Here is a 21156-nt window from a genome sequence, read left to right as displayed (position 1 = left end):
AGTGGGTTCGATTCCCACCCCGAAATTTTTTAGCACTACAAAAAATTTCGAGGGTAGGATCGGAGACTCTATTTGTCATGGAGTCGGACTGTCCTCATATTGGAGGGATACACATGATCAAGAAGCGCGAGCTTCACGACTGCCATGCACTTTACGATTTAATGACGCATCCAGAAGTCTTCCCATTTGTGCGTCAAAAGACACGTTGTTATGACGAATATCTATTTATAACTAAACAAACAATTGAAGCAGAAGAACGTGGAGAGATAATCTCACGTACGATCCTTGATGAATGGGGTTCTCCAATAGGAACGATTAATTTGTTTGATATTGAGGACAATGCTGGCTTTCTTGGCACATGGCTAGGAAAACCCTACCATGGAAAAGGTTATAATCAAATTGCAAAAGAAGCCTTTTTTGAGGAGCTTTTTTATGAGTTAGGAATTGAAACTATTTTTATGCGAATCAGAAAGGTGAACATACGCTCCCAAAAAGCAGCAGAGAAATTGCCGTATGTTATTTGTGCGAATGAAACGAGAAAAGCACTACTTGACCAATTAAACAAAGATGAGGATCTTTATAACTTATACGAAATACCAAAAGATTTGTACACATTACATGTTAAGCGTGAAAGCCACCAACAGTCGCAACAACCACTGCACCAAGAGTCTACACAGTTACTAGAAGCATAATGAAACTATTCTATATAAAAGAAAGAAACGCTCTTTATAAAAGGAGCGTTTTCTTTATTGTGACTGTTGAGGGACTTCTTCAACATAAAAATGCTCTGTAGCAAGTAGCTCATTAAGTTCCTCATTGGTTAGTGTTTCAAAACGTCCATCAGTATATAGTACTTGAGTTTGATTTGGATTAATTCGATTAATGTTGAAACTCATGGTAACCACTTCCTTTCAAAAGATGTTGTAATCATTTTTCACAAAAGAAACCTATTTCATTCACTCCTATCAAACTGTTCACAAAATTTTAAAAATAATATGACATTTAAGTGGAATATTTGTGTCAAAAATTTGTTCGGCAGGTAGTCGTAATATGTTATAATTTCTTTCGTTAACTGAATAGAAACTGAGGATAAAAAATGAATCAAACACACACGAAAAAAGAAAAAATCAAACAGCTTTTATACATCCTGTTACCCATTCTCGTTACTCAACTTGCTCTTTTTTCAATGAATTTTTTTGATACAACCATGTCAGGTCATTACAGTCCAGTTGATCTAGCAGGTGTTGCAATAGGTTCGAGCATTTGGACTCCAGTATTTACAGGTCTAAGTGGAATATTGCTAGCAATAACCCCGGTTGTATCACAATTAATTGGAGCCAAAAAGCATAAGGACATACCCTATCAGGTCATTCAAGGAGTTTATCTATCAATTACACTAGCAATAGTGGTTCTTATCATTGGTGCCATTACATTAAACATCATTCTTCAGTCAATGAGTCTTGAACCAGCTGTCGAAGAGATCGCTCATGACTACTTAGTAGCTCTTAGTTTTGGCATTATTCCCCTATTTGTGTATCAGGTATTGCGCTCATTTATTGATGCCCTTGGAAAAACTAGAGTGACGATGTTTATTGCACTTGCCTCTCTTCCTATTAATATCATTTTTAACTATATACTTATCTATGGGAAATTAGGGTTCCCTGAGCTCGGTGGAGTTGGGGCGGGTTATGCAACAGCTATAACGTATTGGATAGTTACAGCTATAGCAATTTGGATTATTGTTTCAAAGGAATCTTTCTCAACTTTTCATGTGTTTAGTAAAGTGTATCCATTAGCATTAAAAGCGTGGAAAGAAATTTTGATCATTGGAATCCCTATTGGCTTAGCAATATTTTTTGAAACGAGTATTTTTGCAGCTGTTACGCTACTAATGAGTACCTTTAATACCATTACAATTGCTTCCCATCAAGCAGCATTAAACTTTGCTTCTTTTCTTTATATGATTCCACTAAGCATCTCTATGGCGTTAACAATCGTTGTTGGCTTTGAAGTAGGAGCAAAAAGATATCGTGATGCACAAGCTTATAGCTGGATTGGATTATCGTTAGCTGTTGGCATGGCTCTGGTATGTGGGGTTATTTTAGGACTATTACGAGCTGAAATTGCTTCTATCTATACAAAGGATTATGAAGTATTACAATTAACGGCACATTTCTTATTGTACGCACTGTTTTTCCAACTCTCAGATGCGATTCAAGCACCTGTTCAAGGCGCCCTAAGAGGCTACAAGGATGTTAACATTACCTTTATCATGTCACTTGTTTCTTATTGGGTAGTCGGACTTCCATTTGGGTACTATTTAGCTAATTACACCAATTGGGGAGCTTTTGGTTACTGGATTGGGCTAATTACAGGATTAGCCGTTGGCGCGGTATGTTTATCAAGTCGACTTATCTATGTACAAAGGAAAATGTATAGTACAAAGACCAACTCTCACTAAAGAGCTGGCCTTTTTTCGTTCTGTTTACTTTTCCTGATTGAAATAAACAAATCAACAATAGCACTATCCCATTGGGTATCTTTTCCGGCTAGAAGGATATTTAGTGCTTTTTCTTCTACCATCCCTTTTCGATAAGGACGGTCTGACGTCATCGCATCAAAGCTATCCGCAACAGCAATAATTCGACCATAAAGAGGAATTTCCTGGTCTTTTAGCCCGTCCGGATACCCTTTTCCATCCATTCGTTCATGGTGATGTCTAATACCAGGAAGCATTCGGGCAACTTTACTTGCTGGTTGTACTTGCTTTAAAATATGTTCTCCTATCACAGGATGAGCTTTAATATGGGCAAACTCCTCTTCCGTTAACTTTCCTTCTTTTAATAGCACATAATCAGGAACACCTATTTTCCCAATGTCATGTAATAATGCCGTCTGATAGAGCAACTCTAAGTCATCCTTTTCTAATCCAAGTACATGACCAATTTCTAGGGAGAACTTAGCTACACGTGAAGAATGACCTGACGTGTATGGATCTCTCGCATCAAGTGTTGCCGAAAGTGATATCATAAAACTTTCTAATAGCTTTTTATTGGTTGACTCACGTTCATTAATGGCATTTACCATATGATTAAAGCCGATAAATACTTTTGAGAATTCATCCGTATATACGTTGGATTTAATAAAATTATAGTTTTCATTTTTGACATTTTCCATTAATTCCTGTAGTTGACGAAGAGGACTTTCAATATCTCTAGTCATGAATCTAGAAACTAAAATCGAATAAATGACAGTAAATACAATGATTAAACCCGCCCATTGCCAATAGACTTGCATTTCCATTCCCGTAATTTGCGACCATTTGATTTGTGCTGCTAAAAGGAATAGGAGTACAGGGAGAACTCCTATTATTAATACAGTGGATTGAAATTTCTTCTGAATGGGTACGACCATATCATTCTCAAAAAATAAAGAGTTTTCACCTAAACGAAGCATGTCCTTCATCGCTAACGATATTGGTTGAATAGCGCGTAATGTTAAATAAAACTCAGTTAACGCATGCAGGATGGCTACAAAAATGGCTGCGATAGTTGAATAGAAGATATACATCATGGGAACATGAAGTTTCTCCATAATTATAAAGATTGCTGCTAACGTGGTTGCAGGGATGGATAATCCTAAGAAATGTGGTAGCATGATTCGTTTTACCGTAAGTTTAGGAAACTGATATAACTGTTTAAGACCCTTTCTTACTTCTTCTTCTTTTACATATTCAGTATTAAAAACAGCCCTAATAGGTTTTATATGATAATAAAAGGTAATAGCTTCACAAATAAACATGCACAAGACCGAAAGAATCATGATTAATAGTAAATAAAACTGGTCATTAGCAGTAATATCTATAGTAGAAAACATGAGTGTTCCACCTACACCGAAAACGGCTAATAAGGAACCTATTATATAATTGGTGATTAGTTGTCTTATAAATTGTTTGTACGTTTTCATTTTCCTTCACCTAGTGCTTTCCCCATTTTTCACCATCACCTACTATTTTACTATAAATGAATTTAATAAAAAAGAAGGATCTAATGACCCCTCTTTTACTCACCCAGTTAATATTTCTTCATCAGGATATTTGAAATTCGATTTTTGTGGTCTTGCCAGCATAAACATCAAAGTTAACGGGCCAATTTTACCGATAAACATCACAATTATAATGATTAGCTTTCCGAGGACAGTCAAGCTAGCAGTAATTCCCATGGATAACCCAACTGTACCAAAGGCAGAAACTACTTCAAACAATAATGGTAAAAAAGGAATAGGCTCAATGATATTAATCAGTAACACGGCTAATACCACTACAAGAACACTTGTCATTGCTATTGCTGTCACTCTTGCAATATATCCAGAGGGAATGTTCCTCCTATAAATTTGGATATCATCTCTTCCTTTCAAGTAAAAAAAGGTCGATAACAGGATAACCATAAAGGTAGTTAACTTAATACCGCCGCCTGTAGACGCGCTACCCGCACCAATAAACATTAAAATGGTTATGTAAAAAATTGTTGGATCATTCATCAAACCAATATCAATGGTGTTAAAACCTGCTGTTCTCGGTGACACCCCTTGAAAATAAGATGCCCAAAGCTTTTCAACCATTGTTAATCCGCCCAGGGTTTGAGGGTTTCTAAACTCTAATGCAAAAATAAGTAGAATGGATACAATATTAATCACAAGAGTTCCTACGATCATCATCTTACTGTGTAAGCTTAGCTTTGAAAAAGAGTTCTTTTCCTTTAAATCAATTAAAACAGTAAAGCCAATCCCTCCAATTATAAATAGGGAACTTATAACAATATTGATGATAGGGTCACCAACAAACTGAATCAGATTATCTGGCCACAGGGCAAAACCCGCATTATTGAATGCGGAAATAGAGTGGAAAAAACTTGAAAACAGTCCTTTTTTCCATCCGAATTCGGGAACAAGACGAAGCGCTAGAAAAATCATGGCAATAAACTCAATGGTGATAGAAAAAAAGAATAAATTCTTTACAAGCTTGATAACCCCGCCAATATTTACTTGGTTAAGAGCATGTTGCATGATAAGTCGATGTTTAAAACCGATCTTCTTTCCTAAAACGATAAAAATAAATACCGAAAAAGTCATGATACCCAATCCACCAAGTTGTATGAGCAATGCAATAATGAATTGTCCTACGTATGTAAAATATGTCCCTGTGTCAACTACCCCCAATCCTGTTACGGTCATCGCTGAAACAGTCGTAAAGAATGCATCAATGAATGTGATCGGTTTATTAGTTGAAAACGGTAATAACAAGAGAATAGTACCTATAAAGATAAAAAAAATAAAAACGATAATTAATAATTGGGCAGGTGTTAATTTTATGGTTTTATTCATAATGACCCTTCTTTAGATAAAATGAATCACGAAAAAAACATTGGAAGACTATTCCAATGATATTCGTAAATAATATTATATATTATACCTCTTCATGAATCCTGTAAAGAGTCATTTACTTATGAACTTTCCCTAGAACATCCATTCCTCCAGTAACTGGTATGATGCCACCAGTTATAAAACTAGATTGCTCATCAATCAAGAAAGCAACAACTCTGGAGATATCTTCCCCCGTCCCTGGTCTACCTACCGGAATATTTGATATGACCTGCAATGTTGCCTCTGAAATATTTGTCTCTTTCCAATGGCCAGTGATATCACCTGGACATACCATATTTGCTGTAATGCCATTTTTGGCCTCTTCAAGTGAAATCGTTCTAGTTAAACTAGCTAAACCGGTTTTTGCAGCTGCGAAGGCTGAACGAAAAACCCAGCCTGGGGCTGTTTCTACACGATCAAATCCAATGGTTATGACTCTTCCCCACTTCTGTTCACGCATGTTAGGAAGTATTTCCTTTGTTAAATAAAACACAGCATTTAAATTGCCATTAATTAAATAATTCCACTCATCAAACGTGTAATCGGTAAGTCGTTTCCTTTCATGAATATACGGGCCTGCATTATGTATGAGAATGTCTATGGATATGTTCTTTTGTTTTATATGTTCACATATTTTGATACAATCCTGCTGACTAGCAACATCAGCCTGTATGAGTTCAATCTTTATGCCATATTCCGCAATTAAGCCCTTTGCAAGGTTAATCGCTTCATTTTCACTGCTTCGATAGTTAACAACGAGATTTATTCCTCTTTGAGCAAGCTCCTCGGCTATTTTCTTTCCTATACCCGTCGCTCCCCCTGTAATCAAAGCTGTTTTTGAATTCAAATCACTAACCTCACAATAACTAAAATTTGTTTTCTCTAATCAATATACTAAAAAGAAGTTCGATTGAATGCAAATATAAAGTGTCATAATCATCGTATTTAACCATACCCATATTCTTGCATAAGATGTAGTAGAGATTTTTTATAATTAGGGGTGGTAGGAATGTTTCCATGGAATATGTTCCCCTTCGGAAAAGATATGAAGGGCAGTTTTCAAGGAATGAAACCTCAGGATATTGAGAAATATGTTCAGGAGACAATGAGTAAAGTTTTCAACCAAGGAATAAATGGAGCAGGATTTCCTGACTTATCTACAAACTCACAGACAAACCAAGATTCGAGTCCTTTAAAAAAGGATCTTCATTCTGCTCATATATTTGAAACACATGATTACGTTTTTGCTATGATTCCCATTAAGGATGAAGACTGTCTTAAGATACTAAAGGTATGTCATACTTCTAATCAACTTATTATTGAAAATTACCCACTTGAAGCTGAACGACAAGTGTATACCTTACCAGCAACAGTCAGAAAAAAAGGTGGGGCTGCAACGTATAAGGATGGCCTACTTGAAGTGAAAATTCCTAAGAATACAGATTTACAATATTCAGAAATTGATGTAAAAGAAATTTTTTAAAGGGTGACCTAGTGATGTATTTCAATTATGACTTTAACCAAGAATCTTCCTGGAGGAAGGAAGCAGAAATGGTAATGAAACAGACAATGGAGCTTCAACAAAAAAGTTTTCCTCGATGTGATTTATATGAAGTGGATAAGGCTTTTATTCTAGAGGCTGAAATACCTGGAATTAAATTAAGTGATATTCATGTTCGATTTGAAAATAATCTTTGTGTTCTAACCGGTACATGCAGAACATTGAAAGAAGGGATGCGTTATTATCTAAAAGAAAGACCTCATCTTTTATTTGAAAAAAAAATAACGATTCCATCTCCAATAGACAGAGAAGGAATACGTTATTCTCTTACTGATGGTTTATTAACCATTCAACTACCAAAAGAAAACGAGGAAGTAGTTATATTAATTCAAAGAGAGGATTAATGACCGCTATGGTCCTCTTCTTCATCCATCATTGAGGAAGAAGAGCCCTCTTCTTTATCACTAGCTGTTCCAACAACGAACTCTTTTTTTGGCATATTGTGCATGCTTCTTGCTGTAACATGTGCGTAAACATAATACGTTCCATCCACATCAAACGTTTTTTCCAGGGAGTATACCCCATTTTCTTTATGCTCTACCTCTATTTTTTCATGATTTTCATCATTTGAACGCCATATTTCAAAGGCCACCTCATCTGCATCCGTAACATTTTCTTCCCCATAGGTTACTTTTGATTCAAATAAAACTGTTTCTCCTTTTTCAGCATGTTCAGGAGTAATCGACAGCTTTACATCTAAAAACTGAGGAGCCTCCTCTTCTTCTTGAACACAAGCTGTTAAACTCATAATCAATACTGTGAATACGGTAACCAGTAATCCTTTTTTCATTTACCTATTCCTCCTTTCTATCTATCACCCTTTTTTATATAACCGGAAGAATAATAGTGATGCAGGTCCCTTCACCAGAGCCACTCTCTATTTCAAGCTCCCCACTATGTAGTTGAATTAATCTGTTAGATATGGCTAATCCAAGACCCGTACCACCATCACTTCTTGTTCTTGCCTTATTTACCCGGAAAAATCGCTGAGTTACTCTTTGGATATCTTCACTAGGAATGCCAATACCTGTATCCTTTATGGACAGCTGACACCCTTTTTCATGCTTTGAAAGAAGTACCGTAATTTGACCCTTATCGGTATAATTGATTGCATTATCTACGATATTCTGTATCACTTGTTCTATTCTTCCCTCATCCGCACTTATGATAATATCCGGATCTAGGTCCGAACGTAAGACCAAACCCTTTTCTTGAAGTTTTGGTATGTATTTGTCCAAACAATCTTCAACTAGCTGAGCTAACGGTAATGGACGTAATTCCAATCGAAAATCCTCTGAGTCAAGCCTCGATAGGTCTAGTAAATCTCCAACAAGCCTTTCCATTCGACTAGCTTCTCTATGAATTATTTTCAAGTACCGTTCTTGATCCTGATAAGACTTTACAAGACCAGCTATCAGAGCCTCACTGTAACCCTTCACATAACTAATGGGGGTCCGGAGCTCATGCGATACATCTGCTAGGAATTCCTTTTTTCTCTCGTCTTCTTTTTGTATGGATGCCGACATGAGGTTAAATGCAGTACCTAATTGGCCGATTTCATCCTTAGAAAAGATTGGTACTCTAGCAGAATAATCCCCTGCTGTTACTTTTTCAGCTGCATTCTTCATGATTTCTAAAGGTTTTGTCATTTTTCTTACAAAGATTGTTCCTATGTATACAGACAAAATTACAAAGAGTAAACCAACTACTACTCCAACAATCGAAAAATCGTTTGTTAACTCAGTAATTTTTGCTAATGGAACATATAAATATATGATCCCCTCTAGCCTATTCGAATCAATTAATGGCACGATTACTGCCATAACGTCTCGGTCAAACCGTTCTTCATACCCCGTTTTTTCAACCGAATGCCCATTGAGTAATTTCTCTCTCTCTTCGGGCCCAATGATAGTATCGTAATCGATTTCATAGGGTAAGCAAGCACTTAACTCCTTTGGGTTACTTACAATAAAAACCTCTGACTCATTCTTTGTATTGTACCATTCTACTTTCTCGATTAATTCATTCGATAACGGTCCACCTTCATAGTCAGCAGAAATCCTTGTACCTTCCTCTAGTAACCCTGATCTTATCTTTCCCACATATAATTTTTCATAAAAATAATTAGATAACAAAAAAGAAAAGCCAATCGTAAGAATGATAGTAGTTGTTACAAAAACCCATAGTTTCTTTGAAAGAGTATTAGGAAGAAATGTCATTAGTAGGTACCTCAAACTTGTAACCAATTCCCCAAACAGTATCAATATAATCAGCTTTTCCAAGCTTCATACGCAAGGTTTTAATATGTGTATCAACGGTGCGAAGACTTCCGCTATATCCTAATCCCCACACATGTTCTAGAAGTTGTTCTCTACTCAGTGCTTGACCATGGTGCTCGATTAAAGAAAGAAGTACTTCATATTCCTTTAGTGTAAGAATGATATGTTCGTTGTCAATCACTACTTTACGGGCTTTCTTATCAACAAAGATGAATCCAGCTTTAACGATTTCATTTTCATCCTTATAGGTATGACTTCTTCTAAGTACTGCTTGTATTCTAGCAACAAGTTCACCGGGACTGAACGGTTTTACCATATAGTCATCCGCTCCAAGCTTAAGCCCCTTTACTTTATCCCATTCCTCCCCTTTTGCAGACAGAAAAATGATGGGCGTGTTCGATACATGACGAAGCTTCTCACAAACAATAAATCCATCATCCCCTGGCATCATAATATCCAGTAGAATAATGTCAAAGTGATTGCTGGTAGCATGTCTATATGCCTCCTCCCCACTTCCGGCTAGTGAACAAGTCATACCAGCATTCTCAAGATACATCTTTAATAATTGCCTCATATCTTCTTCATCATCGACGATGAGAACTTGGATTCGATTTTCCATTAGTCAATCTCCCTAATGATTATTTGAAAGGGGCCTTTTCCAACGTTTAATGATTTCTCTATTGTTAAATCTTTTTTCGTTATGAAGTGAATGTCATTACTATCATACCCCGCTACAATTAGCTGATTTTTATACTCTGATAACTCGAATGGATTTGCCCCCACAACGATCTTTTCTTGTATTGCACCTTCAGCTGAAAGTTTATAAAGACTATTCGAACCATGACTTAAAGCAAATATACCGTCATTATTATGTAGTAGATTAATTGGCATAATCGGCGCTGACACGTTCCTTTTCAACTCACCTGTCTTACTATCATAAACATGAATATCACTTTCGAGCTCTGAGCCAAGCCCATGGCCCCCTATCCAAATTTCATCCTTTTCTTCCTGAACTATCGCCCCAGTGGCTGACGAATGAATGGAAAATTGATTGATGATTTCTTTCCTTTGAATATCAATTATGGTAAGTTTTTTAGAGTTATAACTTATAACGTACAACTGAGAGGTAGTAGGAATCAGTGCTAATGGGTTTCCCGTATTAGAAACCTCTTTCGTTTCCTTGCCGTCAAAACGAAAGAATCTGACAGACAGTCTTTCTTGATCCGATAAAGCAATTTCCTCACTATCAGATAACAGTACTCCTTCGACAATTCCCTTTCCTGTCGTCCAGCTTTCAATCTTCTTTCCTGTTCGTAAGGAATACATATCTGCTGTTTCGACCTGTTTTCCATATAATAGAAGGGAATCACCATCAGGTAATATAACACCTCCTGTATAAGGCTTGTCCATTGCCCAAGTTTCCATTACTCTTTTTTCTTCAAGATCAATAAAAGAAATGGTCATATCTTTAATATTGACTGTAATCGCTAGTGATTTATCTTCCGGAATAATTGGCTGTTCTTTTGAGCAACCCGAAACGATAAGTAGAAGAGCACAGATAGAAGCTAGCATCACTATTTTTACTTTCATTTTCATATTACTCCCCATATAGTTCGATCACCGCTCATTATACGACTTGTATGTGAAATATGTGTGAAATCCCAAAATATAATTTAAATTGTTTTATTTGTTGGTCAATTTTTAGTAAAGTAAGTACATGATTATGAATATAGCGAAATGGAGTGATGATCTTGGCTGAAACTCATGTTTTTACAAAAGGAGAAGAGATAGCAAATTCAATTACACATGGTATTGGAGCCATACTAAGTATCACTGCTCTCGTTCTGCTGATCGTCTTTTCATCTCTTTACGGGAATGTATGGCATATTGTTAGCTTTACATTATATGGCTCAACAATGGTCATTTTATATATCTCTTCCACATTGGTTCACAGCTTTCCACAAGGAAGGATAAAGGACCTATTTGAAATATTCGACCATTCTTCTATCTACTTTTTTATCGCTGGTACCTATACTCCATTTTTATTTTTACTAGTCAAAGGTGCACTAGGCTGGACCTTATTTGGAATCGTTTGGGGGTTAGCGATTGGAGGAACTGTTTTTAAGGCCTTTTATGTAAAGAAATTTTTATTCTTCTCCACTGCTCTCTACGTAGTAATGGGTTGGTTAATTGTTTTTGCCTATAAGCCGATTTCCAATGGGATGGAGCCAACTGGCTGGTATCTACTAGTCATCGGAGGATTGTTATATACCTTTGGTTCTGTATTTTATGTTTGGAGAGGATTTAAGTTTCATCATGCCATTTGGCATCTTTTTGTCATTGCAGGAACCATTCTTCACTTCTTTTCAGTCCTTACTTTACTTCCATAACAAAAATCTATCTGTCTTTAGTTACGGACAAAATTTTCTCCAATTCTTCAATATGGATGGCAAGCAAGGAAAGCTTTAAATCTGGTTCCAAAGCGGAATCAATTACCCTTTTAGTTGCTAAGTAATATTTTTCATGTGGCTGTTTTCGAACTCGAGGATGGGAAAACTCATCCTTTAGTTCACGTGATATCGCCTCTCTAAGTACATCCTCATCTTTCCCCTCATTAAGCAGGCGATTATTCCATAGGGATCGATAACCCTCGATTAATTTCTTCATTTAAATTCCACAACCATTCTATATTGTTATTAGTAATTACATATTTGATTAAATAAAAGGAAAGAATATACAATATTATCACAATGAAAGGAGAAGTCCCAATGACTGAGCCTTACCGTTGTCCAAATTGCAAAACGAATCGAAGCCGCTTTAATCTTATTAAGCAAGAACCACAAGCTGTAAAACTTAACCCACAAACAGGTGATGTGATGGAGGAATACTCACATGAACAGCTTTCTCCATTTCATATGTCTTATAAAGGTCCCTCTTACAGAGTTCAATGTGCAGCTTGTGGACTTATTGAAGATGAAAGAACGTTTGTCAAATTTGGACAAAATCAAAACAACTAAGCTTGAGCATCATGTTCAAGCTTTACAACTTCTCTTCTAAAGCTTTGTTTTTTCCAACTCCTGAAGCTTACTTGAAATCTCGTCCCATTGTATGTTTTCCCCAATAAATACTAAATTTAACGGCATATTCATCTCTTCTTTCATGTAGACCGGCATTCCATACGAAAACTGGAATAAATAAGGAAGTGAGGAAGATGAGAATTTTACATAACCTTTTATTCGATAAATTGTATCTGGCATTGATTGTAAAAAAGTCTCAAACTGATCTAAATCAACTGCATGAGAAAATGTATAGACAAATGTACTCAGCTTTAAATCATTTTCTACATGACTTTTCGTTAAATGAGATTTCTTTTGATAAGATAAAGACTGGACTTGTTTCATTGAAACATTAGAATAAGTAGTTAAAATCACATTCGCTTTTTCATTGAGAGATTGAATACCTGTAGTAATGAGAACCTTTTCGCCTTCACTTACCTCATCTGTTTTATTGATAACAATTAAATCCGCATGTCTAATTTGTTCCGATATTAACTGCTGGATTTGCGGTGAGTAGGATCGACGATCAAGCCAAAGTCTACCATCGACAACGGAAAGAATTCCTTTCACACTTAGTTGTGTAGCAAATAATGGAGACAATACAGCATCTAATGTTTCTACTGGATGTGCAGCCCCTGTTGTTTCAATGTATATACAATCAGGTTGATGTGTAATTAAAAGCTCCTGTAGCTGGGCTTCTAGTTTATCTTGAATGGTACAGCAAATACATCCACCTAATAACTCTTTTAAGGGCACGTCGCCGTCCACTTCGTCAGAATCTATGGATATCTTCCCAAGTTCATTCATCAAAACGGCAACCTTTCTGCCTGACTCCTTCTCTGACTGCAATAATCTCTTTAGCAAAGTAGTTTTTCCACTTCCTAAAAATCCAGATAATATATAAACTTCCGTTTGTTTCATAACTTGCTTTCCCCCAGTACCCATGTTCGATTTTTCATACGAATAGAGAAGCTGCACAGATACAACTTCTCTATTCGATTCCCTCATTGGATAAGAACTTATGAATCGCGTCCTTATTTCTCTGTATATCCATATTTAATACTTCTCCTGCATGCTTAGTATATTTATTTGTGTAGCTATTTTCAACTGGTACCCTTAACGTTTCTACTTTTGATACAGGATTTAGGATGAAAGTAGCTCCAAGTGTCAGATAATCCTTAAGGATAATGTCTGTGACCATATGATTAGAAACCTCAGTCAGAATTTCTGGCAGCTTCACTACTCCTTCAAATGATCCAAGTGTTTCAACTGCTTCTTCCTTTAAAGAAATCATAACATCCTGCTGCCTCTCAACCCTTCCAAAATCACTTTTTGCATCGTGCCTAAATCTAACATAATCCAAGAGCTGTTGCCCTTTAAGCACACGCATTCCGGGTTCCCCAGAAATGTGTAAATCTTTCATCATCGGTTTTGAGACATCCAATTTTAGTCCTTCCGGTGCAAGTAAATTCACTACTTCAATAAACCCTTGGAAATCAATCAGTGCTACATGGTCAATTTTTATATTAAAATTTCTTTCAATGGTGTCCTTTACTAACTTGTCTCCCCCATAGAAATAGGCGTGATTTAATTTGCTCTTATTATATCCAGGTATTGTTACATAACTGTCTCTCATTAAGGAAACTAGCTTCACTGTTTTGTTTAATGGCTCGTATTTCGCTAACATGATGGTGTCTGATCTTGAAGATGATTCCCCTCTACTGTCAACTCCTAGTAAAAGGACATTTACATCCTTTTTATATGATCGCAATGGACTAAACCGTTCCACTGCGGGCATCTCTTCATTAGTTTTTTCAATCGTACTGTTTTTTGTCGTACGTTGATTTTCCTCTTTGTTCTCTTTTGAGGAGTAATAACCACAGCCTGCTAATAGGAATATCAGGATAACGGTCATTATAAGTCTCATTGTATCACCTCGTTTGTTAAACGTAATTTTCTTATTCACTTAGATCTTAGTGTTTGTCGTTTTGTACATTTTTACATAAAAAAGCTTTCCCGAATAATGGGAAAGCTTTTTATTACTTAACCTCTTGTTGAAGAAGCTCAACTGCTTTTTGAACCTGCGGATCATTGTCATTAATAAGTTTTCTTAAATTCTCCATTAATAATATGGTAGACTCGCCTTTAAGAATACCTGTTGTCTCAATATTATTCTGTTGTTGAAATTCAATGACCGCTTTTTGGGTTGCTTCATCAAAGTAACCGTCTTCTCTTCCTGGATCAAATCCAAGCGCTTTTAGCATTTGCTGGGCGGCCTTTACCTGGGTAGAAGCTACAGACAGCTTTAATTCCTGCTCAGGATCAACAAAGGAGATATTTGCATATTCTGGCAGAGCCACTTCATAGTCAGGGACAATCCCCTTTTCATGAATCCAGTTTCCTTCTGGAGTTAACCATTTTTCTGTCGTGTACTTCATATTCGAACCATCAGAGAAATCTTGCGCCCTTTGTACGGTTCCTTTTCCAAACGATTTTTCGCCAACCAATGGAACATTTGCCGACTCACTTACTGCACCTGCTAATATTTCTGAAGCAGATGCGCTTCCCTTATCAATTAGAACGACCAATGGTATATCTGGATTTTCCTTTTGCTCTGACTTGATTTCCTCGATATTGCCATCCCTGTCCTCAACCTTGAATAGTACTTTTCCTTCGGGAACAAACAAGCTAGAAATATTCACTGCTTGATTTAAAAGTCCCCCTGGGTTCTGCCTCAAGTCCAGAATAAGAGCTTTCATTCCTTTAGATTGTAGGTCATTTAAAGTGGTAATTAACTCAGTTGATGTATTCTCCGAAAAGGTCGTTATTTGAACTTTCGCTATCGTGTCAGTCACCATGTCTCCGTATACTGTTTCAATAGGGATTGTATCCCTTACAATTGAAAAATTCAGAGGTTCTGTAACACCCGGACGTTGTACGACTAGCTTGACCGTAGTACCCTTTTTACCTCGGATAAGTAATACTGCCTCAGTAGAACTCATTCCCTGAATGTTTTTCCCATCTACTGATAGCACCTTATCATTTGGCTTAAGACCCGCTTTTTCGGCAGGCGACCCTTTTAAAGGAGATACAATTAGGATATAGCCATCCTTTTCCTGAATTTCGGCGCCAATCCCTTCAAATGAGGAGGAAATACTCTCATGAAAGTTGGCTGCTTCTTCCTCATTCATATAGTCTGAATACGGATCATCCAGCGCTTGGAGCATACCATCAATGGCCCCATTTACTAGCTTATTTTCATCGATCTTTTTATAGTAATTATCTTGGATGGTGTCGAAAGCATTATAGAGCTTTTCGAATTCTTTTCTCTCTGTTCCAGCAGTAACCACTTTTTCATCACCAAATGCTAATGCAAATGTAGTAATACCAGCAGCTAAAAATACCACTAAAAACAATAACATAACGAAATGAAATTTCTTTATGTGTATATAGGCTGATTTACTAGAAGCCGTTTGTTGTTCCTCAGGTCGTTGTTCATTTTCCAAATGCTTCACCACTTTCATTCCATAGGCTTGTTCCTACTGTTTAGAATAACATCTTTGCATTTGTTTTAACAAAGATTTTGATATTCTTATGCCATTGACTAAATTTTTTCAACGATATCAAAGTACTCTTCGAGAGTAATGTTTTTCTCAAAAATGGTTTGTGCAGCGTTCACCCCTACATATCGAAAATGCCAAGGCTCGTATTGATATCCCGTTATTGTTTCCTTTCCTTTAGGGTATCGGAGGATAAATCCATACTTATGGGCGTTCGCAGCCAACCATTTCCCTTCATTTGTCTCACCGAAGCTTTCCGTTAAACTTAAGTTTGCACTTTTCGATGAAATATCCATTGCAAGTCCACTTTGGTGCTCACTATTTCCAGGTAGTGCAACCACTTGGGCTGCCTTCTCTTCTCCACTCTTTTTTACTTCAGCGTCAAATAATATTCGTTGTCTTTCATAGGAGCGATATCCTGAAACAGCATAAAGTTCTATTCCACTAGCCTTTGCTTCTGTAAACATTTTTTCGAGTGCTAATGCTGCTTCCTTCCTTAGTAAACTTTTTTCAATTGTTTGGTCTCCAAAGGAAAAGGAAACATTCGGCTTTACAAGATCAGCCGGATTATAACTGTCAGGTAAAGCAAACATTTTATTTACAAGAGCAAGTACGTTTAATGGATTTTGAATCACTTGTTTTCCATCAACTTCTTTTACAGCGTTAAAATAAATGGACTCTAAAGTAGGACCTTCAGGAATGCTTTGCGGATCTTCAGCTGATTCTCCCGCATCTCCTTGTGCAGAATCCGTTTGTCCATTGTTTTCCCCGTCAACGATAGGTTCGTTATCCTTCTGTTCGTCCGTCTGAGATGTTTCTTCCTTCTGATTATTAGTTACATATGGGATTTTGCTAAAATCGCACCCGGACAATAAAAGGGTAATCCCTGCCATAGATAATAAATATTTACGCATTATTTCCACCTATCTTCTTTTTCTAATACAATATTTCTATTTTATCATCAATAAAAAAATGCAGCATCATTTTTGATTAAAACAGAAATAGAAAAAGCAGCTTCTATAGTTAGAAGCTGCTTCCTAATTATTGAATGGCTGCATCTAATGCAACGACAATCATGTCATTAAAAGTCGTTTGTCTTTCTTCTGATGTCGTTTCTTCCCCAGTAAGGATATGGTCACTTACTGTTAGGACTGATAAGGCTTTGCGATCAAATTTTGCAGCCAATGTATATAGCGCAGCTGTTTCCATTTCAATAGCTAGAATTTGGTATTTTGCCCACTTTTCTAATTCGCTATTATCGTTATAGAACATGTCCGCAGTAAAGACATTACCTACCTTTAAATTTAATCCTTTTACTAAACCTACATCATATGCGCGCTTTAGTAAATCAAAGTTCGCAGTAGGAGCATAATCAACTCCACCAAAAGTGAGTCGATTCATTTGAGAGTCTGTTGACGCACTCATTGCTAAAATAACGTCTCTTACCTTAACATCCTTTTGAATCGCTCCACAAGTTCCCACTCGAATCAGGTTTTGAACATTATAACTATTCATTAGTTCATTTATGTAAATAGAGATAGAGGGAACTCCCATTCCTGTTCCTTGTACAGATACTCTCTTTCCTTTATATGTACCTGTAAATCCTAACATTCCTCTTACTTCATTATAACAAGTCGCACCTTCTAAAAAGGTTTCTGCGATATATTTTGCCCGTAAAGGGTCTCCTGGTAGAAGTACTGTTTCAGCTATTTCATTTTCTTTTGCACCAATATGTACACTCATTAGGTTTTCACTCCCGTTTTAGTTTGCAGATATAATATTCACCAAATAAACTATATCATACTTTCATGTAAAATAAAAAAACTGTGGAGAGTGTCTCCACAGACTAGTTAAAGCACATGAATTCGACTTATTTTCTTCCAACCACCCGGCTGAAGTTGATAGTAAGTCGTCCCTTGTCTCCCCTCATCAATATAAATAATATCCCCTGTTCCCATATATCGACCTTGATAATCATTTGGAATACTATCTTTTACATTAAATATGCGAAACACATTTTCTAAAATATGCTGATGTGAACTTCCCGATAAAGTCATACGATACACTTGTTTATACCCTTTTGACTGCCTGAATTTGGGTGTTTGAAAGATCATTACTTCATACGTTTTTTTTAAAAGCCTGGTCCGTTCCTTTAACAACCTCAAGCCCCCCCTTTTTTTCCACTCCCTCTTTGATTAGACTTTGACACTGTCGAATCCTTCATCAAAAAAACACTTTTTTTGTCGAGATACCCCTTTTGACAAAAAAAGTGTTGTATGAACGATTAGGAATATTGCTTAATAATGGATTCAAGCTTTGATTTTAAAAGGGGCAGATCGCTAACATTAACACTTAACTGAATATTCGTTTCATCCATTTCAAGAGCCTCCGCTAAGAAACCACCTAATCCTCTTGCTTTCCTATCTATCTGCAAAGCAATATCCATTTGCTCATCAGATTGCGGAAAGAATATCACTTCTAGCTCGTCTAGTTTTCCTCGGAAAGGTCCAGAAGTTGCAACGAACTCAAATTCCTGGGCAAATGGTAATCTTCTTCTTTTGCGGTACGGCACTTCCTCACAATCGGCCTCTCTCAAGCGAAACCCTAGTTCTGCGATCTTGTCTAATACACCTTTCATTAAACCATTAGGGACTACATTAATATAATCCTTGTCTGAAGGGTCAACAGCATTTTTAATATCTAAGCCTGTTTCAACCCATACTTTTGTGCGACCAATGCTGATAGGTGTATCAAAAGGCACCCTGATAACAAACGGAATTTCTTTTGTCTCATTTGAACCAATCGTTAATGCTTGAATCAAACGAAATCTCTCAATATCCCCTTTCACAACATGCTTTTTATCATCTGACTCTCTTAAATAATTGGTATGTAGATTCAGATAAATCTCATCAATTTGCTGTTCTAGCTTTCCACCCTTAATCTGTACAATTCCTCTTATTTCCTCTCCTGGTACGAACACATCTTTTTCAAGCTTGGTATCTACCGTTGCCGAACCAATCCCAATACTTGCAAACACTTTATTGAATAGTGACATATTTATTCCTCCCTTTTTATACAAGCTTCTAAATAACATTGCTTTAGTTCATTAATCGTTTCAAAAGGTTTATCTATTTGAAGTAATCTTTTAATCAACTTATTCGTCTTTAATGACAGTGACAACTCTTCATCCCAAGGGCGTTCCTTTTCCATACCGTTCGTCTCATAATTGGAATAAAGCAAAAACAGGAGAAAGTGCCCTAACTGAAAATAATCAGATTGGGGAGAAATCTCACTTTTCAGTTCTCTTTTTTTATTATCCGTATCAGATAACCACTTTGCCAATCCAAAGTCTATTACCCTTACGTCATTGTCTTCAAGCATGATATTGGGGATTCTTAAGTCTCTATGGACAATTCCTTTATTATGCAGGTACTCCATTCGTTCAAGAAGCTTTAACCCATACGCCAATGCCTCTTCTTCGGTAAACCTTTGTCCCTCTATAAAGATTAGTTGTTCAAATGTTTTTCCATGAACATATTCCATGGTAAAAAAGGGAACCGTTCCCCACATTCCTTCATCAAAAATGGCAGGAAAGGATGGATGTTGTAAGCTTTTCAATATCTCAATCTCATACTGATGAACACGAATTCCCTTTTTTGTAATCCTTTTGTGAAACCGAACCATCTTTAAGACAACCTTCCTTCCTAAGAAGGAATCATAAACGAGATAACTATAGCCATAGCTGCCCATTCCTAGAAACTCTTCGATCACGTAACGATTATTGATTTTCTCTCCCTTAGGTAATTCTTTATCAATAAGTGAAGAGAAGGCCAAGATGACAGGTTTAAAAAGCATCATGTTTTACAACCTTTTTTCATATATGATACTAACTGCTAAAAAAGCTTTTCGAGCTAAAAAAGCTACTTTTATGTTTTCTTTTGTAATGTCCATGACCGTAATGACTATGTTTATGCAGATTTCGACGTTTGTAATGATCACTAGAACTATACTTCCGATGGTGAGAACTTCCTAATATAGACTTTAGGATTTTTTTTAACATTACCTAATCCTCCTAATGGTTGATATAGATATATACGTTGCTTCCGATGGAAGGTTTCATAGAAAGGTGGCTAAAAATGAATTTTTCTTCTGTACCTATATTGGAACTTCTTCAGGAGAAGTTTTCCAATTGGATGCTTCCATCGATTAAACGTAAAGAGATATATAGTTTAAAGGAAAAAACAAGGATTTTCGAACAATTAGAAAAGACTTCCCTTTCCCCTTTATTATTTACGGATCAAAGAGAAAAGGAAATCGTTGCACTTATTACAAAGGAAACAAATGTAAACAACAAAAACAATATTACAAGAACCAAAGCATATTATGAGTTTTTCACTAGAAATAAAGAGATTCACTGGTCGTTTCTCGCTCATATCGTATCTCGTAATGGTGGATATTACATGACCGACTTAAAGAGCTCTTTTTTGAAGGAATTCCTGTCTGAGCCTCAAAAAAATCGTTATTTTTTATTCCTTGAACGATCTAATGCCTATATCTTTCAAGATGCCTATCCGCAATTGCTTCTCTATGAACATAGCAAGAGAACTGGAAAACCGTTGTTCCATCTTCTGCCGGCCTTTCATGTATCAGCATTTATGAAACCCTTTTGGAATGAATTTTATTCAAACAATAATTCAAAGGGGATTACCGTTGCCATGATTATTAATGAACAATTTATGTTAGAGGAACGTATCATCAAGGGAATGTATCATTCAGCATCCTTGCTGCATGAGCTCCCATACAAGCTACAAGAGAATCTTGGATTTACAACCATCTTTATTCCATTCAAAGTGTCAAAGAATTACAGGTATCGCTTAAGTGGAAAGACGGTAAAGGAATTTGAAAAGGTGAAAAAGCGGGTAGAGCTAGGGAAGGAGCTTTATCAAATTTTATTCGAAGGTCGATATCTATCAGAAACTACTAAGTTTGCTGACAGCCAACCACATACAGGCTCAAGAAGCGATTACTGGGATTTCTTATTTTCAAAGATGGAAAATGCCGATGAGAAGCTTTTTAGCCCAGTACTGGAAAGTGTTTGGGAAGATGTTAAGCATTCCTATACAAATAAAGAGGACTGGTTTCATCCGGAAGATATGGATGTTCTATCATTTTTCGATGAACTTCCTAAGGTGACAGACTATGATTTAACCTTTGTTGCTCTGCGTCATTATCTTTTATATTCTGCCCTAGACAACTTTTCCGAAACATAATGAAAGGAC

The 21156-nt window shown here is 36.5% G+C and carries 24 protein-coding genes; 7 read left to right on the top strand and 17 right to left on the bottom strand.

The window, feature by feature from the left end; translation table 11 throughout:
* The first annotated feature begins 113 nt into the window (after window positions 1-113).
* Complete coding sequence (locus tag BKO01S_RS01955; protein WP_066047922.1) at window positions 114-692, top strand: GNAT family N-acetyltransferase; 579 nt, start codon at window positions 114-116, stop codon at window positions 690-692.
* 54 nt (window positions 693-746) lie between these two features.
* On the opposite strand, the gene BKO01S_RS24550 is transcribed toward BKO01S_RS01955, so the two are convergent.
* Window positions 747-896, bottom strand: coding sequence for a hypothetical protein (locus BKO01S_RS24550; protein WP_198158750.1), 150 nt, complete (start codon window positions 894-896; stop codon window positions 747-749).
* 200 nt (window positions 897-1096) lie between these two features.
* Between BKO01S_RS24550 and BKO01S_RS01950 the strand changes: the two genes are divergently transcribed.
* Entirely contained in the window at window positions 1097-2461 is a 1365-nt protein-coding gene (locus BKO01S_RS01950) for an MATE family efflux transporter (RefSeq protein WP_066047920.1), read from the top strand.
* On the opposite strand, the gene BKO01S_RS01945 is transcribed toward BKO01S_RS01950, so the two are convergent.
* The 3 genes from BKO01S_RS01945 to BKO01S_RS01935 all read right to left on the bottom strand — a co-directional run bounded on the left by BKO01S_RS01945 (window position 2458) and on the right by BKO01S_RS01935 (window position 6268).
* The gene (locus BKO01S_RS01945) at window positions 2458-3966 is read right to left on the bottom strand and encodes an HD domain-containing phosphohydrolase (RefSeq protein WP_066047919.1); all 1509 of its coding nucleotides are present in this window, start codon (window positions 3964-3966) and stop codon (window positions 2458-2460) included. The genes BKO01S_RS01950 and BKO01S_RS01945 overlap by 4 nt on opposite strands.
* 99 nt (window positions 3967-4065) lie before the next feature.
* Window positions 4066-5382 carry a TrkH family potassium uptake protein gene (locus tag BKO01S_RS01940; RefSeq protein WP_066047918.1) on the bottom strand — a complete coding sequence of 439 codons (1317 nt, stop codon included), beginning with the start codon at window positions 5380-5382 and terminating at the stop codon, window positions 4066-4068.
* 115 nt (window positions 5383-5497) lie between these two features.
* Window positions 5498-6268, bottom strand: coding sequence for an SDR family oxidoreductase (locus tag BKO01S_RS01935; RefSeq protein ID WP_066047914.1), 771 nt, complete (start codon window positions 6266-6268; stop codon window positions 5498-5500).
* Between the two features lie 162 nt (window positions 6269-6430).
* On the opposite strand from BKO01S_RS01935, the gene BKO01S_RS01930 reads away from it, so the two are divergent.
* Window positions 6431-6904 (top strand): Hsp20/alpha crystallin family protein, encoded by a 474-nt coding sequence (locus BKO01S_RS01930; protein WP_066047913.1) that lies wholly within the window; start codon window positions 6431-6433, stop codon window positions 6902-6904.
* Between the two features lie 14 nt (window positions 6905-6918).
* Window positions 6919-7326: an Hsp20/alpha crystallin family protein gene (locus BKO01S_RS01925; RefSeq protein ID WP_066047910.1), complete on the top strand. Its 408-nt coding sequence runs from the start codon at window positions 6919-6921 to the stop codon at window positions 7324-7326.
* On the opposite strand, the gene BKO01S_RS01920 is transcribed toward BKO01S_RS01925, so the two are convergent.
* The 4 genes from BKO01S_RS01920 to BKO01S_RS01905 are packed head-to-tail and all read right to left on the bottom strand — an operon-like array spanning window position 7323 to window position 10851.
* A complete protein-coding gene (locus BKO01S_RS01920; protein ID WP_066047908.1) occupies window positions 7323-7772 on the bottom strand; it encodes a FixH family protein in 450 nt (149 codons plus the stop codon). The genes BKO01S_RS01925 and BKO01S_RS01920 overlap by 4 nt on opposite strands.
* 34 nt (window positions 7773-7806) lie before the next feature.
* Window positions 7807-9201, bottom strand: coding sequence for a sensor histidine kinase (locus tag BKO01S_RS01915; RefSeq protein WP_066047906.1), 1395 nt, complete (start codon window positions 9199-9201; stop codon window positions 7807-7809).
* Window positions 9185-9880 carry a response regulator transcription factor gene (locus tag BKO01S_RS01910; RefSeq protein WP_066047904.1) on the bottom strand — a complete coding sequence of 232 codons (696 nt, stop codon included), beginning with the start codon at window positions 9878-9880 and terminating at the stop codon, window positions 9185-9187. The genes BKO01S_RS01915 and BKO01S_RS01910 overlap by 17 nt, the downstream gene beginning before the upstream one ends.
* Window positions 9880-10851 carry a YncE family protein gene (locus BKO01S_RS01905; protein ID WP_157077260.1) on the bottom strand — a complete coding sequence of 324 codons (972 nt, stop codon included), beginning with the start codon at window positions 10849-10851 and terminating at the stop codon, window positions 9880-9882. Before BKO01S_RS01905 ends, BKO01S_RS01910 begins: the two co-directional genes overlap by 1 nt.
* Window positions 10852-11012: 161 nt before the next feature.
* Between BKO01S_RS01905 and trhA the strand changes: the two genes are divergently transcribed.
* A complete protein-coding gene (trhA, locus tag BKO01S_RS01900) occupies window positions 11013-11651 on the top strand; it encodes a PAQR family membrane homeostasis protein TrhA (RefSeq protein WP_066047900.1) in 639 nt (212 codons plus the stop codon).
* A gap of 7 nt (window positions 11652-11658) precedes the next feature.
* Here trhA and yoyC read toward each other — a convergent pair whose 3' ends face one another.
* The gene (yoyC, locus tag BKO01S_RS01895) at window positions 11659-11928 is read right to left on the bottom strand and encodes a protein YoyC (protein ID WP_066047898.1); all 270 of its coding nucleotides are present in this window, start codon (window positions 11926-11928) and stop codon (window positions 11659-11661) included.
* A gap of 101 nt (window positions 11929-12029) precedes the next feature.
* Between yoyC and BKO01S_RS01890 the strand changes: the two genes are divergently transcribed.
* Complete coding sequence (locus BKO01S_RS01890; protein WP_066047896.1) at window positions 12030-12278, top strand: DNA alkylation repair protein; 249 nt, start codon at window positions 12030-12032, stop codon at window positions 12276-12278.
* A 36-nt stretch (window positions 12279-12314) separates the two neighbouring features.
* On the opposite strand, the gene BKO01S_RS01885 is transcribed toward BKO01S_RS01890, so the two are convergent.
* The 8 genes from BKO01S_RS01885 to BKO01S_RS01850 all read right to left on the bottom strand — a co-directional run bounded on the left by BKO01S_RS01885 (window position 12315) and on the right by BKO01S_RS01850 (window position 19735).
* Window positions 12315-13238 (bottom strand): CobW family GTP-binding protein, encoded by a 924-nt coding sequence (locus BKO01S_RS01885; protein ID WP_066049489.1) that lies wholly within the window; start codon window positions 13236-13238, stop codon window positions 12315-12317.
* 70 nt (window positions 13239-13308) lie between these two features.
* On the bottom strand, window positions 13309-14244 hold the full coding sequence (locus tag BKO01S_RS01880; protein WP_066047894.1) for an LCP family protein: 936 nt from the start codon (window positions 14242-14244) through the stop codon (window positions 13309-13311).
* Between the two features lie 112 nt (window positions 14245-14356).
* Window positions 14357-15841, bottom strand: a complete 1485-nt coding sequence (locus BKO01S_RS01875) for a lmo1851 family serine protease (RefSeq protein WP_066047892.1) — start codon at window positions 15839-15841, stop codon at window positions 14357-14359.
* 80 nt (window positions 15842-15921) lie between these two features.
* Window positions 15922-16791, bottom strand: a complete 870-nt coding sequence (locus BKO01S_RS01870) for a M15 family metallopeptidase (protein WP_066047890.1) — start codon at window positions 16789-16791, stop codon at window positions 15922-15924.
* Window positions 16792-16918: 127 nt separating this feature from the next.
* Window positions 16919-17620, bottom strand: coding sequence for a purine-nucleoside phosphorylase (deoD, locus tag BKO01S_RS01865; protein ID WP_066047887.1), 702 nt, complete (start codon window positions 17618-17620; stop codon window positions 16919-16921).
* 107 nt (window positions 17621-17727) lie between these two features.
* Window positions 17728-18036: a YodL domain-containing protein gene (locus tag BKO01S_RS01860; protein WP_066047885.1), complete on the bottom strand. Its 309-nt coding sequence runs from the start codon at window positions 18034-18036 to the stop codon at window positions 17728-17730.
* 125 nt (window positions 18037-18161) lie between these two features.
* Window positions 18162-18932 carry a sporulation protein gene (locus BKO01S_RS01855; protein ID WP_066047883.1) on the bottom strand — a complete coding sequence of 257 codons (771 nt, stop codon included), beginning with the start codon at window positions 18930-18932 and terminating at the stop codon, window positions 18162-18164.
* Between the two features lie 2 nt (window positions 18933-18934).
* Window positions 18935-19735, bottom strand: coding sequence for a serine/threonine protein kinase (locus BKO01S_RS01850; protein WP_066047881.1), 801 nt, complete (start codon window positions 19733-19735; stop codon window positions 18935-18937).
* Window positions 19736-20013: 278 nt separating this feature from the next.
* Here BKO01S_RS01850 and BKO01S_RS01840 point away from each other — a divergent pair, with 278 nt between their 5' ends.
* Window positions 20014-21147, top strand: a complete 1134-nt coding sequence (locus tag BKO01S_RS01840; RefSeq protein WP_066047877.1) for a DUF2515 family protein — start codon at window positions 20014-20016, stop codon at window positions 21145-21147.
* Window positions 21148-21156: the final 9 nt, after the last annotated feature.

Origin of the sequence: Robertmurraya korlensis NBRC 107688, assembly GCF_001591645.1 — a bacterium.
Classification (GTDB): domain Bacteria; phylum Bacillota; class Bacilli; order Bacillales; family Cytobacillaceae; genus Robertmurraya_A.
The sequence above is the reverse complement of the archived record's forward strand: the minus strand, read 5'-3'. Positions and strand labels throughout refer to the sequence as shown.

Excerpts from the sequence above, each read along its gene's own strand:
- yoyC (WP_066047898.1), bottom strand. The coding sequence starts at position 11,928 with ATGAAGAAATTAATCGAGGGTTATCGATCCCTATGGAATAATCGCCTG.
- BKO01S_RS01870 (WP_066047890.1), bottom strand. The coding sequence starts at position 16,791 with ATGCGTAAATATTTATTATCTATGGCAGGGATTACCCTTTTATTGTCC.
- BKO01S_RS01925 (WP_066047910.1), top strand. The coding sequence starts at position 6,919 with ATGTATTTCAATTATGACTTTAACCAAGAATCTTCCTGGAGGAAGGAA.
- BKO01S_RS01875 (WP_066047892.1), bottom strand. The coding sequence starts at position 15,841 with ATGAAAGTGGTGAAGCATTTGGAAAATGAACAACGACCTGAGGAACAA.
- BKO01S_RS24550 (WP_198158750.1), bottom strand. The coding sequence starts at position 896 with ATGAGTTTCAACATTAATCGAATTAATCCAAATCAAACTCAAGTACTA.
- BKO01S_RS01945 (WP_066047919.1), bottom strand. The coding sequence starts at position 3,966 with ATGAAAACGTACAAACAATTTATAAGACAACTAATCACCAATTATATA.
- BKO01S_RS01950 (WP_066047920.1), top strand. The coding sequence starts at position 1,097 with ATGAATCAAACACACACGAAAAAAGAAAAAATCAAACAGCTTTTATAC.
- BKO01S_RS01930 (WP_066047913.1), top strand. The coding sequence starts at position 6,431 with ATGTTTCCATGGAATATGTTCCCCTTCGGAAAAGATATGAAGGGCAGT.
- BKO01S_RS01940 (WP_066047918.1), bottom strand. The coding sequence starts at position 5,382 with ATGAATAAAACCATAAAATTAACACCTGCCCAATTATTAATTATCGTT.
- BKO01S_RS01920 (WP_066047908.1), bottom strand. The coding sequence starts at position 7,772 with ATGAAAAAAGGATTACTGGTTACCGTATTCACAGTATTGATTATGAGT.
- BKO01S_RS01855 (WP_066047883.1), bottom strand. The coding sequence starts at position 18,932 with ATGTCACTATTCAATAAAGTGTTTGCAAGTATTGGGATTGGTTCGGCA.
- BKO01S_RS01880 (WP_066047894.1), bottom strand. The coding sequence starts at position 14,244 with ATGAGACTTATAATGACCGTTATCCTGATATTCCTATTAGCAGGCTGT.
- BKO01S_RS01890 (WP_066047896.1), top strand. The coding sequence starts at position 12,030 with ATGACTGAGCCTTACCGTTGTCCAAATTGCAAAACGAATCGAAGCCGC.
- BKO01S_RS01910 (WP_066047904.1), bottom strand. The coding sequence starts at position 9,880 with ATGGAAAATCGAATCCAAGTTCTCATCGTCGATGATGAAGAAGATATG.
- BKO01S_RS01955 (WP_066047922.1), top strand. The coding sequence starts at position 114 with ATGATCAAGAAGCGCGAGCTTCACGACTGCCATGCACTTTACGATTTA.
- BKO01S_RS01915 (WP_066047906.1), bottom strand. The coding sequence starts at position 9,201 with ATGACATTTCTTCCTAATACTCTTTCAAAGAAACTATGGGTTTTTGTA.
- BKO01S_RS01905 (WP_157077260.1), bottom strand. The coding sequence starts at position 10,851 with ATGAAAGTAAAAATAGTGATGCTAGCTTCTATCTGTGCTCTTCTACTT.
- BKO01S_RS01850 (WP_066047881.1), bottom strand. The coding sequence starts at position 19,735 with ATGATGCTTTTTAAACCTGTCATCTTGGCCTTCTCTTCACTTATTGAT.
- BKO01S_RS01840 (WP_066047877.1), top strand. The coding sequence starts at position 20,014 with ATGAATTTTTCTTCTGTACCTATATTGGAACTTCTTCAGGAGAAGTTT.
- deoD (WP_066047887.1), bottom strand. The coding sequence starts at position 17,620 with ATGAGTGTACATATTGGTGCAAAAGAAAATGAAATAGCTGAAACAGTA.
- BKO01S_RS01885 (WP_066049489.1), bottom strand. The coding sequence starts at position 13,238 with ATGAAACAAACGGAAGTTTATATATTATCTGGATTTTTAGGAAGTGGA.